The sequence below is a fragment of the Micromonospora sp. NPDC047793 genome (genome assembly GCF_040642635.1).
GTDB lineage: Bacteria > Actinomycetota > Actinomycetes > Mycobacteriales > Micromonosporaceae > Micromonospora.
Window position 1 is genome coordinate 328,122 of sequence record NZ_JBEYSG010000008.1, and the last position, 14,487, is coordinate 342,608.

The following is a 14,487-nucleotide window of genomic DNA, read 5'->3' on the forward strand; positions in this document are numbered from 1 at the left end:
CAAGGGGGAAAGACACACCCGGAGATGCGAGGGGTCTACCTCGGCACGGGTAGATACCGGAAGAGGACGACGCCCGCCGGCTGTCGGTTGTCACAGTTGATGGTGGCGGGGTCACGGCCAGGCTAGGTAGAGCAGTGCGGTGTCGTCGCTGTGGCGGCCGTCGTCGCTGCGTTGGATGTCGCCCAGTAGAGCGGTGAGATAGTCGGCTGGGTCGGTGATGGTGCTCAGGGTGGTAGCGCGTTCGATGAAGCGTTCCTCACCGAGTCGGGTGCCGTCCTCAGTGAATCCTTCGTAGACGCCGTCGGTGTACAGCAGCAGGCCCGCGCCCGGCGGCAGCGTGACGACCGTTTCCTGCCAGCGGCCTCGGCCGGGGAACATTCCCAGACCCAGGTCATGGCGAACTGGTGCGGCCTGAACTGTTCCGGCGGTGATGACCAGTGGCGGTGGGTGGCCGGCGCTGACGATCACCGCCCTGGAGCGGTCCGGGTCGATGCGGACCGTGCAGGCGGTGGCGAACGTGGCCTCACGGGGCCGTTCAGCGACGAGTACCTGTTCGAGTAGTCGCATCCGGGATGTCTTGTCGATCCCGGCCAGTGTCAGGGTCCGCCATCCGACGCGTAGACCGACGCCGATCGCGGCCTCGTCCGGACCGTTGCCGCAGACATCGCCGATCACGGCGTGCACGGTGCCGTCTTCGTCCTGCACGACGTCGAAGAAGTCGCCACCGAGCAGCGAGCGCCCTCGTCCCGGCACATATCTGCTGGCCACTCTCAGCGCGGGGTCGGTGACCAGCGGGGTGGGCAGCAGCCCTCGCTGCAGGCGGACGTTCTCGCGCGCCTGCATGCGGCTTTCCCGCAGCTGCCGCTCGGTGATCACGGCATGGTGACGCCGGATCGCGTACTGCACCGTCCGGCCGAGTAGGGCGCCGTCGATCCGGCCCTTGACCAGGTAATCCTGGGCGCCTGCGGCGACCGCTGCCGCCCCGACAGCGGCGTCGTCCAGACCTGTGAGCACCACCACCGCCGACTCCGGCCACCGGTGCAGCACCCGGCGCAGCGCCGGCAGACCACTCTCGTCGGGAAGATGCAGGTCGAGCAGGACGCAATCCGGCACCGTCGGCAAAGCCGACGCCTCTTCCAGGCTGCCGGCCTGCGCGAAACGGCTGCTGATGCCGCTGTCGTCCAGAAACTCCCGGGTCAGAAGCACATCACCGGGATCGTCCTCGATGAGCAACACCGACACATCCGCGCGCATCGAGGCCGACGCAGGCTTCGGCAGTGTTGGCGGCGCCATGGACGACAACGCCGTCCGTGGTTCGCCGTCACCGCTCATCGCCGCCGCCTCCTCCTCCGGCCGCCGCCATGATAGAGAGGCCGTTTCAGCGTGATGCACGATCCGTTCGTTTCGTTACTCCGACCCATTATGGCCTACCAGCCGGCGGCAGCGACGTGCGCCGACAGGCCGCCCTGCTCGCAGGCCAGATGCAGCCTGGCGGTCTGCCCGCCACGGGACCGGCCGAGGGCGTGGGCGGCCGCTCGGCACGGACTCCGCCGAGCGCCTCGATCTGCTGCTGCGGACGTTACGCGCATGTGTGGGCTGCGCGTCGCCGTCGCCACTACGACGACGCCACCTACGTGCCAGGCAGTTGCAGGAGTTGACACAGGCCCGGACGGCAGGCCCTGCAATCTGGCGCTCCGGCGAACCTCGAGCGCCCTTAGGCGCGTGCAACAGGTTTAGGCATCAGCCGTTCGGTTGGACTGGCGTGGACTTTTGGCTTACGATTGGTTGATGCGGTCGGTGCTCCCAGCACGAGGCGGCCATGATGCTCCGGAGGACACTGCATGATCACCATTGCCACGGATCAGCTCACCCCGGCCAGGCACCGCGCGGAGCATGTCACCTCGGCTGAATCGCGTGCGAGTGAGTTGTTGGCGGCTATGGCGGTGCTGCCTGCGGGTCACCCGTCGCGTCCGAGGGCACGGGACCGGGCCATTGAGGCCTGGCTGCCGCTGGCGCATCATCTCGCCCGCCGCTACAGCGGTCGGGGGACGCCTAGCGATGACTTGATGCAGACCGCCGCGATGGGTCTGATCAAGGCGTTGGACAAGTTCGATCCCAGTCGCGGCGTCGACTTCGCCGGCTATGCCATCCCGACCATTGTGGGGGAGCTCAAGCGGCACTTCCGGGATCGCACCTGGGACATTCGGGTGCCCCGCCGCCTGCAGGAGCTGCGGATGGGGATCTCGCAGGCCAACGAGGCTCTCCTACAGTCTCTTGGCCGCTCGCCCACGGTGGCGGACATTGCCGCGTATCTCCAGGTCACCGAGGAAGAGGTCCTGGAAGGGCTGGAGGGTGCCCGCGCCTACAACGCGGTGTCACTGTCGACCCCCATCGGCGACGGGACCAGCGGCGTGGAGTTGGGCGACACCCTCGGCGGCGAGGACAACGAACTCGCCCTCGCTGAACTGCGCGTCGCCCTCGGCCCCGCGCTGGCGACCCTCGACCGACGCGAACGCACGATCCTGACCCTGCGCTTCTATGGCAACCTGACGCAGAGCGAAATCGCCGAACAGATCGGCGTGTCGCAGATGCACGTGTCGCGGCTTCTCAGTCGCGCCCTGACCAAGCTGCGCATGCGTCTCGTTGACGCCGCCTGCTGACGTTCCTGGGCTGGGTTGACCGTAGCTTGATCTGCCCGTCACCATGGCGGTGATCCACCGACCTTGGTGGAGGAGGCTGTGGAGGCTGGTGACCGGTCCTGTTGTACTCCGACGACATCACCGATGTCCTGGTACGGCCGGGGGACGCGTTCGGCGTCGACCGGCTCACCGGTCTCGCGTGGTCAGCGCTCCGGACAGCCGGGCCGTCACGTCGTCGCGGACCGGGGGTCGAGGCTGCTGCGGAGGCCGGACGGTGACGCCTCTCGGACAGGGTGTATGGGTGGGTCAGCCACCGCACCTGGGTAGGGAAGAACCGTGGGGAGGGTTCTGTCCGGGTGAGGAGGCGCGGATTCCGTGACAGACACGAAGTCGCCATGGTCCTCCGGCGACCTCGGCAGGGTACTCGACGCGTTCGAGCAGCTCCCGGGGTTCGTGTGGGTGTTCGAGGGTCCTGAACTGCGGGTGGTGGCGGCGAACTTCGAGGTACGCGCCGCAGTCGGTAACCGCCGCGATCTGATCGGCGCGCCGTTCAAGCAGGCGGTGCCGGAACTCGCCGGTCAGCACATCTTCGAGCTTCTCGACCAGGCTCTGCGTGGCATCCGCACCCGCGGCTACGAGCAGCGGATCCTGACCGACCGGCATGGTGACGGACGGCTGGAAGAGACCTTCTACACCTTCGACATCGCGCCGTGGCGCAACGCGGACACCACGGTCCGAGGAGTCGTCGTGCAGGCGGTCGACTCCACCGACGTGGTCGTCGCTCGGCGTGCCGCCGAGTCCGCCGCCACCACCTCCGCGCGGCGTCACCGTCACGCCGCCGGTCTCATCCTCGAACTGCAACGCAGCCTGCTGCCCGATACGCTGCCCGTCCTGCCCCAGGTCCAGGTCGCCGCTCATTATCTCGTCACCGACAGTGACCTCGTCGCTGGAGGCGACTGGTTCGATGTCGTCACCCTGCCCAGCGGCCGTGTCGCCCTGGCCGTCGGTGACGTCGTCGGGCACGGCGCCGCCGCTGCCGCCGCCATGGGGCAACTGCGCACGGTCACACTACAGACGCTGCGTTCGGGCGGCAGCCTGCCCGACACCCTGACCGCCCTCGACGACTTCGCCGGCCACAGCATCGCCACCCGGGCCGCCACCACCTGCATCGCCGTGCTCGACCCGGCCGTCGGGACGCTGGAGGTCGCGAGCCACGCTCACCCCCCACCGCTCCTGATCGACGCTGATGGCGCCGCCACCTACATACCGGTGACCCCGGCAGGTCCGCTGGGGATCCGCTCCGAGCCGGCCGTCGTGCACACCACGGCACTCAACGCCGATGACGTGGTGCTCCTCTACACCGACGGGCTGATCGAGCGGCCGCACCGCAGCCTCGACGACGGCGCCCGCGCCCTGGCAGCCGCAGCGGCAGCGGCCCGACGTGACACCCTGCACGAGAACACCACCGTGCCGGACCGGCTACCCGACCGGATCTGCACCCTGGTCACCGAACGCCTCACCCTCGCCGACGGCGGCTACCGCGACGACATCACCCTCCTGGCCGCGCACCGGCGGCCCCAACCCGTGCCATCCCTGCACCTCACGCTGCCCGCCGACCCGAGCGCCCTACGCACCCTGCGTCGGCAGGCAACCGACTGGCTGACCACGATCGGGGCCAGCGCCGCCGACGTCAGCGACCTCATCCACGCTCTCGGAGAAGCCGCCGGCAACTCCATCGAACACGCCTACTCCCCGCACACGCCAGCGACCTTCACCGTGGACGGCACTCTCGACGAGCAGGGAATCGTGCACCTCTGCTGCGCCGACCGGGGACGATGGCGACCTCCGGCACCCGACGCCGGAACGCGAGGACGGGGCCTGGCGATGATCCGTGGCCTCGTCGACCACCTCGACGTCATCCGCACCGACACCGGCACCGACCTGCGCATGCGCCGCCGCCTCGCAAGACCGACCGTCGTGGCCGACGCCACGACACGTCCCACCGTCACCGGAGAACACCCGTCGACGGCCGAGAAAATGTCGACGCGACTTATCGACACCTCACACAGCAGAACCCTCGAGGTACACGGCCCGATGGACATGGCCACCACCGAACGACTACACGCCGAGATCCTGCAACTCAGCCGAGGCGGCGGCCTACCGCTCACCATCGACCTCACCGCCGTCAGCCACCTCAGCAGCGCCGGCGTGCGGCTCCTACACCGCCTCACCGACGACATGGACACCCTGCGCGTCACCGTGTCGCCCGGCGCTCCCGCCGAAGCAGTCCTGATCCTCACCGGCCTACAAGACCTGATCCTCGAGGCGAACGCACACGACTGAGCTCTCACCCGGGAGCATGCCGATTTTTTGGGGGCGTGTTGGCGCACATGGTCATGACCGCCACCATCGGCAACGTCGGGACTCTGGCCACACACCCACCCTCAACCTCAGTCGTTTCCTGCTCGCGGCGAGCACGCACGGGCGCGCGGTCGCCGAGTGGACCGAGTTGCTGCGGTTCAAGGTTCGGATGAACATGCACGCCCTCCGCGAGGTGACCTATGTCGTTCTCCGGAAGGCGCACGCCGTCAGAGCAGCGCCGGTGAGGAGGAGTACCACAGCGGCGGCACGGATACCGGCGGAGTGTGCGATCCATCGATCGCCGAAAGCGGCTACGTGCGTCGCGGTGATCCGGTCGGGGGCGTTCTGGCCGTCGTGCGCGGCGAAGCTGATGCGGGTTCGCTGCTGCGGCCGAGGTGGCTGGCCGCGCTCCTCCGGGTGGGCGGCGACCCAGGCCACTGTCGCGCGCCGCTTCGCCTCGTCGTTCGCCGCCGCTTGGGCCGGGCTTTGACCGAAGCAGTGCCAGACCCGGCCGCCCTTCTCGACGCGATGCTCCTTGCACTCGATCCGGCTGAACGTCTCGGAGCGTAAACCGAACGCGCCGACGCCGTACCCTCCAGTGGTGGAGGCGAGCACGGCGGCACCGAGGAAGCCGGTCAGCAGTCCACCTAGTAGGAGCCCCACGACCCGGTTCACACCAAAGAGCCTACGGCCAGCCCACCGGCTGGTGCCCGCTCATGGAACGAAGCCCGGCGGGGAGTGGCTGTAACCGAAGGGGCAGTCAGTGCCGGACGTGGGGTGGGTTGAGTTCGCGGTGTACGGCGAGGTCGTCCACGCGGTGCAGGGTTTCCGAGTTGCGGGGGCGCAGCATCAGTGACAGTACGGCTTCCGGGATGTAGCGGGCGGCTCCGGAGACCGCCATCCAGCCCATCCGTATGCGGGTGGTGGTGTCGGAGATGTTTTCCAGGGTCAGGCGGACACGGGCGATGCCGAGTGGCCCGGCGTGCGCCTCGAGTTCGAGTAGCCGGTTCGGTTCCATCTCGCCTACCACGGTCCGGTCGTTGATCTGCAGCGGCCACGGGCCCAACCGGTGGTGAACGCGGGTGCCCACTGCGGGCCAGCCGGCGTCGACGGCCCGTATGTGGGCGGCGCCGACGACCCAGCTGGCGTAGCTCCAACCATCCGCGAGCACCGCGAAGATGCGTTCGGGAGGGGTGCGGATGGTGCGGTGTACCTCGATCATCACCTCTCCTCGCCTTCCAACCTCCGGCTTGGCGCATTCCCGGCCGGGTCGGAGGCAAACATGCGCGGCTTCTCCATCACCGTCACGCTGCTGGACCACGACTGGGCCGAACTCTGGAACGCCCCAGCGTGGACCGCCGCCCTTCGGAAATGAGACCGACGATGCTGATGCGGACCTACCTCGACGCGGCCGAGGCCGCACACGCCGAGCTGACCCGAATCGACCAGGTCGCCGGCGACGGCGACTTCGGCGACAACCTCCGCGACGGCCTGCGCGGCGCCGTCGCCCGGATACCCGACGACGCGGACCTCGCCACCGAGGTCAGCATCGCCGCCACCTGGTTCCTCGACCACGTGGGCGGCACCAGCGGCCCACTCATCGGGCTGCTGCTACAGGCGACCGCCCCCCACCTCGCCGAACACGGCGACACCGACACCGCGCTCCGCGACGGCCTGGCCGACGGGCTCGCCGCCATCGAGCGTGTCGGTGAGGCCAAGGTCGGCGACCGCACCATGGTCGACTGCCTCGCGCCGACCCTCGCCGAGATCCGCGACATGCCCGCACCGCTGGACTGGCCCGCCGTCGCCAGGTCGGCGGCGCGGCACGCCCACGCCACCGCCGGACTGCGGCCCCGGATGGGACGCGCCAGCTACGTCGGTGACCGCGCCGTCGGCACCCCGGACGCCGGAGCCGTCGGCATCGCCCTCCTGTTCTGGGCGCTCGCCGTGCACCGCGACACCGGAGAGCGCGAGCTGCTGCCCGACCCGGCCCGCCTCGCCGAGGGCAAGGAGCAGCCGTGACCGCGCCCAAGAAGATTCAGCTGACCGGCGAGATGTTCATCGGTGCCGACCGCGCCCGGGGCCAGGCACCGCCCCGCCGCTCGCGGAACCCGCACAGCGGCGAGGAACTCGATCCGCCGTACGGCATGGACGACGGCACCGCCGTGACGGAGGCATGCCGGCGGGCGGAGGCGGCCTTCGACGCCTACCGCGCCACGCCTGACCGGCACCGGGCCGACTTCCTCACCGGCATCGCCACCAACCTGGAGGAGCACAGCGAACAGATCGTCAGCGCCGTCGTCCTGGAGACCGGCCTCGCCGAGGCACGTGCCCGCACCGAACTGGCCCGCACCGCCGGCCAGCTACGCATGTTCGCCAGCCTGCTCAACACGCCCGAATGGCGCGATCCCCGACACGTTCCGGCCCAGCCAGACCGGACCCCGCTGCCCCGACCGGAGCTGCGGTCGCGGCTCATACCACTCGGCCCGGTCGCGGTCTTCGGCGCCTCCAACTTCCCGCTGGCGTTCTCCGTCGCGGGCGGTGACACCGCATCGGCGTTGGCTGCCGGCTGCCCTGTGGTGGTCAAGGGACACCTCGCCCACCTCCGCACCAGTGAGCTGGTCGGCGCCTGCGTCGCCGACGCCGCGCGGCAGGCCGACCTGCCCGACGGCGTGTTCTCTCTGGTGTTCGGTGACGGCAACGCAACCGGCGCGCAGTTGGTCAGCGACCCACGGATCGCCGCTGTCGGGTTCACCGGATCCCGTGCCGGTGGCACCGCCCTGACCAGCCTGGCCCAACGCCGCCCCATCCCGATCCCGGTCTACGCCGAGATGTCCGCCATCAACCCGGTCTTCCTCCTGCCGCACCGCCTCGCCGCCAGCACCGGCAACATCGCCGCCGGATACGTCGCCTCGCTCACCGCCAGCGCCGGCCAGTTCTGCACCAACCCCGGCCTGGTGCTCGCCGTGGAAGGACCCGAACTCGACACCTTCCGCGAGACGTTGATCGAAATGCTGCGCGAGCAGCCCGCACAGACCATGCTGACCAGCGCCATCGCCGAGGCGTACCGGGCCGGACAGACGGAACTGGCCGGAATCCCCCAGGTCAGTCTGCTCGCCCAGGGAACCGCGAACCCCACCCCCGCCGCCGGCGTACCCGCCATCTATCACACCGACGCCAAGACGCTGCTCACCGAGCCGCGTCTGCAGGAAGAGGTCTTCGGCGCCACGTCCGTCCTCGTGAGCTGCGCCAACCCCGACGATCTGATCCAGGCGGCCTGGCGCCTTGCCGGGCAGCTCACCGCCACCCTGCATGCCGACCCCGACGACCACGCGCTGGCCGCGACCCTGCTGCCGGTACTCGAACGCCGTGCCGGCCGCATCGTCTACAACGCCTAGCCGACCGGCGTCGAGGTGGGACCGGCGACGGTGCACGGCGGCCCGTACCCCGCCACCTCGGACGCGCGCTCCACCTCCGTCGGCACCATGGCGATCAACCGCTTCCTCCGCCCGGTCGCCTACCAGGACCTCCCCGAGAACCTGTTGCCGACCTGATGACAGCGGTCGGTGCCGTTGATGCCGCACCGACCGCCACCGCCGCCGTGGACGGGGCGACACGGCACCTGTCGCCCCGTCCCGGTGCCGGCTCAGACGACCGAGACCCCAGAAGCGTGCTCCCGGCGGGTCATCTCGGATACAACGGACTGGAGTGGTAGCGCCGTGGGTGGTGGCAGCAAGACGCGCCTGACCGGCTTATAAGATCATCAAGTTCTCTGCGCCCTGGTCTCCGGCTGGCGGTGACGGGACCTCTTCGCTGGGAGGTGCGCTATCGCAGTAGGCCGCGTCGGTAGCCCTCGCCGACGGCGGCGGCTCGGTCTCGGACGCCGAGTTTGTCGTAGACGTGCTGGAGGTGGGTTTTGATGCTTGCTTCGCTGACGAACAGGAGTCTGGCTGCCTCCCGGTTGGAGGCGCCGTCGGCGACCAGTTGGAGTACCTCCAGTTCTCGGTTGCTCAGCGCCAATCCGGTTGGTTTGCGGACCCGGCCGATGAGTTGACTTGCGGCCGAGGGTGCGAGGACGGATTCGCCGCGATGGGCGGCGCGGACGGCGCGGATCAGGTCCTCGGGTGGTGTGTCCTTGAGCAGGTATCCGGTGGCGCCGGCCTCGACCGCCGGCAGTACGTCGGTTTCGCTGTCGAAGGTGGTGAGTACCAGCACGTGTATGGACGGTGCGGTCTGGGCGAGGGCGGCGATGGCCTGCACGCCGTTCATCTCGGGCATCCGTAGATCCATCAGCACCACGTCGACGTCCAGCCGCACCGCCTCGGTCACCGCCTCCCGACCGTTGGCGGCCTCGCCGGCGACCTCGACGTCGGGCAGGTCCGCGAAGGCTCCCCGGAGCCCGTTACGAACGATCGGATGGTCGTCGGCGATCAGGATGCGGATCATGGTGCCGCCATCGGGATCGCCGGCACCCGTACGCTGATCGCCGAGCCCTCGCCAGGGGCGCTCTCGATCTCCACCACACCTCCCACACTCCGGACCCGCTGCATCATGCTCCTGAGGCCGAACCCCTGAGCCGAGCCACCGTTCATACCCCGCCCGTCGTCACGGACGTCGAGCAGGACCACGTCGGTCAGGTAGGAGAGGGTCAGTCCCACCCGGGATGCGCGGGCGTGTCGGACCACGTTGTGCAGCGCTTCCTGCGCGACCCGGAACAGGGTGACATCGATGGCCGGGCTCAGCGCGACCTGTTCGCCGGTGATCTCGAACCGTACCGTGATGCCGGTGTCGTCTTCCCATCGCCGGGCCAGGTCACCGAGGGCGTCTGGCAGGTGGGCCGCCTCCAGTTGGCGCGGCCGTAACGCCTGAACCGACCGGCGGGCCTCGTCCAGGCCGTCCCGGGCCAGGGCCAACGCCCGGTCGACGTGCTCACGCGCCTGTGGCGGCGAGTGCCAGACACGCTGGGCTGCCTGCATCTGGGTGATGATGCCGGTCAGGCCCTGCGCCAGCGAGTCGTGGATCTCGCCGGCCATCCGATGCCGCTCGTCCAGCACACCGGCTTCGCGGGCCTGGGCCAGCAACTGGGCGTGCAGCCCGGCGTTCTCCTCCAGCGCCGCCTCCAGCCGGGCGACCATCTGCTGGCGTCGTTCGTGCTGCTCGGCGCTCTTCTCGGCCAGCACGATGCCGGCGCTGATCGCCGCAGTCTGCACCACGATCACTCCCAGATAGGTGCCGAGGGACTGCACCGTCGCGGCCGGTGCGTCGGACGCCATGGTGTTGATGGCGACCGAGGTGCCGAACACACCGGCCACCCCCAACGGCCACGGTCGTAGCTGGTACGCGTGCAGGAACCCGGTGATGGCGAAGAGCAGGAAGACCGCGTCGCGAGCCATCAGTGCGATGCAGAGTGCGAGCAGTCCGGCGAAGTAGACCAGCATCGGCAGGGTCTGCTTGCGGTGGTCGCGCGGCACTCGGGTGTGTCCCAGATACACCCACCCGGCCGCCGCCCCCACCAGTCCTAGGGTGATCGCCCGGTCGTGCCAGGTCTGGCTGGGCTGGGCCATGGCGATCGCTGTCGAGCAGGGGAGTAGCAGCCAGGGCACCAGGACGAGCAGCTTCTCGTACCAGCGGTCCCAGTCGGGACCGGCGTCACCACTCATCGACGCTCGCACCTTCGGCTCATTCCCAGCGGAACAGCTTCGCTGCCGCAGCACCGGCCACGACCGCGACCAGCGCCATTATCCCGAGTTGCAGGAGCTGCGGCGAAGCCGCCGTGCCGGCCACCGCATCACCCGACCAGCCGAGCAGGAGCGCCTGCGCGCCGGGTGGGGTGTAGTCGCCCAGCCGCATCAGGAAGTCCGGCAGCAGGAAGCGCGGAAGGAAGACCCCTCCGGCGAACATGGTCACCATGTAGACGACGGTCGCCAGTCCGGTGGCGGCCCGAGAGGTGGGCGCGACCGCAGCGATCAGCATGCCGATCGCCAGTACCGCGCCGAAACCGAGCAGGAACGCGACCGCGAACATGAACGGGTGCCGAGGCAGAGGCACGTCGAGCACCAGCCGGGCCGAGACGATCAGCAGTGTCGCCGCCGTGACCGCAGCGGCCAGGGCGACGATGAGCTGCGCCGCCAGCACCGTGCCGGGGTGGACCGGCGTGGTGGACATCCGCCGTAGGATGCCCCGCTCGCGATAGGTGGCCACCGCCGACGGGATGTGTTGCAGCCCGACGATGCCGAGCCCGAGCACGAGTGCGCTCGGTGCCCAGAGTTCTACGAACCGTACCCCGCCGAACTCCTCCGACGGCGCGCGCAGTGCGGGGACGAGGCCGAGCCCGAGCAGGATCGCGGTCGGGAACAGCACCCCGAAGACGACCGCCATCGGCTCCCGCAGGAACAGCTTCGCCTCGGCAACAGTGAGTCTGTACAGGGCGGACACTATGAAAGCTTCTTTCGAGTGAGGGTGACGAAGGCGTCGTCCAGGCTGGCCTGCTCGACCCGGAGTTCCTGGGCGATGATGTGCTGCTGGATCAGGACCGAGGTGACAGCCTGTAGCAGGTTCCCGGTGCCGGTCACCACCACCTGCTGCCCGTGGCGCTGCACGCCGGTCACCTCCGGCAGGTCGGTCAGCAGCCGCTCCACCAGCGGTGTCGACGGCCGGAACCGCACCCGCTGCTCGGCGGCAGCGCGCGCGACCAGGCCGGCAGGCGTGTCGAGGGCGACCACGCGCCCGGAGTCGATCAGCGCGAGACGGTCACAGAGCCGCTCCGCCTCATCCATGAAATGCGTGACGAGAACGATCGTCACGCCGGAGTCGCGTACCTCTTCGACCAGATCCCAGGTGTCGCGCCGGGCTTGTGGATCGAGCCCGGTGGTGAGTTCGTCCAGCACCGCGACGGTGGGACTACCCACCAGGGCCAGCGCGACCGACAGCCGCTGCTGTTGCCCACCGGAGAGCTTCCGGTACGGGGTGTGGCGTTTCTCGGCGAGTCCCAGCATCTCCAGCAGCCGCTTCCCATCCGCCGGTACGCGGTAGAACGATCGGTAGAGATTCATCGCCTCGGCCACCGTCTGCTTGTCCGGCAGTTGGTGCCCCTGAAGCTGGACCCCGACCCGTTCCCGCACCTCCGCCCGATCCCGCCGCGGATCGAGGCCGAGCACCGAGATCCCGCCACGATCGGGAGTACGCAGGCCGCTCACACACTCGACCGTGGTCGTCTTGCCGGCGCCGTTCGGACCGAGAATCCCGAAGATCTCGCCCGCCTCGACCACGAACGACACATCGTCGACAGCGACCGTGTTCCCGTACCGCTTGTGGAGGTTCGTCACCTCGATGATCCCCATAGCGGCAGCCTCGCCGCCGCCGCTGGATGCCGGATCACCCAGCCGGTGCCGAGGTCGGTCGACCCTCGCATCAACCAATCGGTTGACCCAGGGCGGGCGCTTGTGGTTCCGACGGCAGCCGCCGCGGTGTGGGCAGTCGTCGGTGCCGTCCTGTTCAGCGTGGCGCGTGGCCGAGTTCGTCGGGTCAAGGCCGGTCTGCCCCGTACCACCGAAACGGTCCGCCAGGCACCGAGCGCTTTCACCCACCATCGAAACGCAGGGAGGAATGACGGTGACAGTCGATCCAGATGACATTCGCGCCGACATCGAGATCACCCGCACCCGCCTCAGCAGCGACGTCGACGTGTTGACCGACAAGGTCGATCCACGTCGGGTCGCTGACCGGAAGATGCACGAGACGCGGGGCCGGCTATCCGCGATCAAGGACCGGATCATGGGCAGCGCGTCCCACGCGGGAGAAACCGGCCGGGCGAAGACCTCATCGGCCGCCCATCAAGTGGCCGCTGCCGGCTCCCAGGCCAAAGAGACGGTGCAGACACTCCCGCAAAAGCAACGCGAAGCCACTCAGGGCAATCCGCTGGCTGCCGGACTCATCGCATTCGGGCTGGGTGCTCTCATCTCGTCCCTGTTGCCCTCGTCAGAGGCGGAACGACGGGTGGCGGGTCAGGCGAAAGGCAAGGTCGCCGAGCACGCCGGGGACATCAAGCAGCAAGTGAACACCACTGCCCACCAGATGCAGGACAGCCTGCGTCAGCCCGCGCAGGAAGCAGCCGGTGCGGTGAAAGACCGGGCGGCTAAGGGCGCCTCGACGGTGCGCGAGCAGGGACAGTCCGCCGCCGGGGAACTACGTGGGCAAGCCGAAGAAGCCAAGGAGAACATCCGCCGCCAGTAGCGGCGGGAAACTCGGAAAACAGACACGCGTGTACGGCGCCACCCGGTACCGGGTGGCGCCGCTCGGCAGCCTGATCCCACAGCCGCCGGTCCTAGGCCGGCAAAGCTCCCGTGCACGGTCGCAGCCAGCTCCGGCAAATTCAGCGGCACCGGCGAACGACGCTGGGGCACCGACCGGCAAATCGCTGGCCTGCAGCCCACCTCACTCGGCGGTTACCCATGCGATCAGGCCTGTCGGCGTGACGAGCGCGTGTAAGCGCAGGGAGAAGGGGAAACGCGTCGCCGAAAGTACCTGATGGCCAGTGGGCGGAAGGAAAGAGATGACTGAGTCTAGTTCGCAGGTGGGTTCCCGGTCGGGCAGACGTGACACTACCGCAAAGACCAGCGCCGCCGCCACATTCGCCCTGGTGTTCGGGGTCGCTGCCCTGATCAGCGTACTGACCGCGATCCTGGCTTCAGTTGGGCTGGTGCTGGGCATCATCGGGATCATTCTCGGCATCATCGGCCTACGGATGGCCCGCCGACCGAACGTGACCGGCTGGGGTCTCGCCGTCGGCGCACTCGTCCTCAACATTGTCGCCGTCCTGATCGCGATCGCCTTCGCCGCCGGCCTCACCACCTTCCTCAACAACGAGAACGCGGTGAACCGACTCGAACGTCAGGTCGAGGACCTACGCGAGAAACTACCCCGCTAAATCGCGAGGCAGTCTCCTGATTCAGTGTGGAGGCAAGGCACTTATCGCAGCTCCGGACGACGCCTGCTACGTGCGAACAGGTTTCGCTACTCGCCCCGATGCGGCCCGGCACCGATCGGGAGTTCGGTGACGGACCGCATCGGCTGCTTCGTGTGTGCCGGGGACTAGACCCGAAGCATAAGAGTTCGACCCGGGGCGCGGCCTTCGCCTGTACCCGCGCTATGAGGTCCCGGCGGGGACGCGCGACGGTCAGGCACTTCAGGCGGGTTAGCGGGCCAACTTTTGACTGGTATTCGTCCACGGTCTCCTGCGGTATCCGGCCGCCGGCCGGATATGTCCTTACCGGCCTTCTTCGCCCATTCGCGGATCGCCCTGTTCTGTTCCCGGTCGGTGCTGGCACTGCCGTGCCCGCGAGCGGCCCGGCCGCCCACGACCGCGCCACCCCGACCTACCTTCGTGCTGTGAGTGAGGTTCCCCCGGTAGCTCGGAGGCTTTCGATCATGCTCTGATGGAGCTGAAGGGAGTCATCCGTGGCAGCACCGAAGAAGTACCCCGATGAGC

At 68.9% G+C, this 14,487-nt stretch carries 14 protein-coding genes and 1 pseudogene; 7 read left to right on the plus strand and 8 right to left on the minus strand.

Annotated elements, in window-relative coordinates:
- Positions 1–111: 111 nt before the first annotated feature.
- Positions 112–1,392, minus strand: a complete 1,281-nt coding sequence (locus ABZ738_RS18880) for a SpoIIE family protein phosphatase (protein ID WP_357214704.1) — start codon at positions 1,390–1,392, stop codon at positions 112–114.
- A gap of 545 nt (positions 1,393–1,937) precedes the next feature.
- On the opposite strand from ABZ738_RS18880, the gene ABZ738_RS18885 reads away from it, so the two are divergent.
- Together ABZ738_RS18885 and ABZ738_RS18890 are read left to right on the plus strand one after the other, a co-directional pair.
- Complete coding sequence (locus ABZ738_RS18885; RefSeq protein ID WP_357214771.1) at positions 1,938–2,660, plus strand: SigB/SigF/SigG family RNA polymerase sigma factor; 723 nt, start codon at positions 1,938–1,940, stop codon at positions 2,658–2,660.
- A 354-nt stretch (positions 2,661–3,014) separates the two neighbouring features.
- On the plus strand, positions 3,015–4,982 hold the full coding sequence (locus ABZ738_RS18890; protein WP_357214707.1) for a SpoIIE family protein phosphatase: 1,968 nt from the start codon (positions 3,015–3,017) through the stop codon (positions 4,980–4,982).
- 216 nt (positions 4,983–5,198) lie between these two features.
- Here ABZ738_RS18890 and ABZ738_RS18895 read toward each other — a convergent pair whose 3' ends face one another.
- Positions 5,199–5,675, minus strand: a complete 477-nt coding sequence (locus tag ABZ738_RS18895) for a hypothetical protein (RefSeq protein WP_357214710.1) — start codon at positions 5,673–5,675, stop codon at positions 5,199–5,201.
- 85 nt (positions 5,676–5,760) lie between these two features.
- Positions 5,761–6,222 (minus strand): SRPBCC family protein, encoded by a 462-nt coding sequence (locus tag ABZ738_RS18900; RefSeq protein ID WP_357214713.1) that lies wholly within the window; start codon positions 6,220–6,222, stop codon positions 5,761–5,763.
- Between the two features lie 161 nt (positions 6,223–6,383).
- On the opposite strand from ABZ738_RS18900, the gene ABZ738_RS18905 reads away from it, so the two are divergent.
- Genes ABZ738_RS18905 through ABZ738_RS18915 form a run of 3 tightly spaced genes read left to right on the plus strand, consistent with a single transcriptional unit; the run spans position 6,384 to position 8,554 of the window.
- Entirely contained in the window at positions 6,384–7,022 is a 639-nt protein-coding gene (locus tag ABZ738_RS18905) for a DAK2 domain-containing protein (RefSeq protein WP_357214716.1), read from the plus strand.
- The gene (locus ABZ738_RS18910; protein ID WP_357214719.1) at positions 7,019–8,398 is read left to right on the plus strand and encodes an aldehyde dehydrogenase (NADP(+)); all 1,380 of its coding nucleotides are present in this window, start codon (positions 7,019–7,021) and stop codon (positions 8,396–8,398) included. The genes ABZ738_RS18905 and ABZ738_RS18910 overlap by 4 nt, the downstream gene beginning before the upstream one ends.
- Positions 8,399–8,413: 15 nt before the next feature.
- Positions 8,414–8,554, plus strand: a complete 141-nt coding sequence (locus tag ABZ738_RS18915; RefSeq protein ID WP_357214722.1) for a hypothetical protein — start codon at positions 8,414–8,416, stop codon at positions 8,552–8,554.
- 271 nt (positions 8,555–8,825) lie between these two features.
- Here the strand turns inward: ABZ738_RS18915 and ABZ738_RS18920 are convergent, their stop codons facing one another.
- From ABZ738_RS18920 to ABZ738_RS18935, 4 genes are read right to left on the minus strand one after another with little or no spacing between them, the layout of a single operon-like run.
- Positions 8,826–9,446: a response regulator transcription factor gene (locus ABZ738_RS18920; RefSeq protein WP_357214725.1), complete on the minus strand. Its 621-nt coding sequence runs from the start codon at positions 9,444–9,446 to the stop codon at positions 8,826–8,828.
- A complete protein-coding gene (locus ABZ738_RS18925; RefSeq protein WP_357214728.1) occupies positions 9,443–10,660 on the minus strand; it encodes a sensor histidine kinase in 1,218 nt (405 codons plus the stop codon). Before ABZ738_RS18925 ends, ABZ738_RS18920 begins: the two co-directional genes overlap by 4 nt.
- 19 nt (positions 10,661–10,679) lie before the next feature.
- Positions 10,680–11,435: an ABC transporter permease gene (locus ABZ738_RS18930; RefSeq protein ID WP_357214731.1), complete on the minus strand. Its 756-nt coding sequence runs from the start codon at positions 11,433–11,435 to the stop codon at positions 10,680–10,682.
- Positions 11,435–12,340, minus strand: a complete 906-nt coding sequence (locus ABZ738_RS18935) for an ABC transporter ATP-binding protein (RefSeq protein WP_357214774.1) — start codon at positions 12,338–12,340, stop codon at positions 11,435–11,437. The genes ABZ738_RS18930 and ABZ738_RS18935 overlap by 1 nt, the downstream gene beginning before the upstream one ends.
- A gap of 265 nt (positions 12,341–12,605) precedes the next feature.
- Between ABZ738_RS18935 and ABZ738_RS18940 the strand changes: the two genes are divergently transcribed.
- Both ABZ738_RS18940 and ABZ738_RS18945 read left to right on the plus strand, forming a co-directional pair.
- Entirely contained in the window at positions 12,606–13,232 is a 627-nt protein-coding gene (locus ABZ738_RS18940) for a DUF3618 domain-containing protein (protein ID WP_357214734.1), read from the plus strand.
- Between the two features lie 406 nt (positions 13,233–13,638).
- The gene (locus ABZ738_RS18945; RefSeq protein WP_357214737.1) at positions 13,639–13,926 is read left to right on the plus strand and encodes a hypothetical protein; all 288 of its coding nucleotides are present in this window, start codon (positions 13,639–13,641) and stop codon (positions 13,924–13,926) included.
- A 280-nt stretch (positions 13,927–14,206) separates the two neighbouring features.
- Here ABZ738_RS18945 and ABZ738_RS18950 read toward each other — a convergent pair.
- Positions 14,207–14,381 (minus strand): annotated as a pseudogene (locus tag ABZ738_RS18950) (histone-like nucleoid-structuring protein Lsr2); the annotation flags it as partial.
- Positions 14,382–14,487 lie beyond the last annotated feature (106 nt).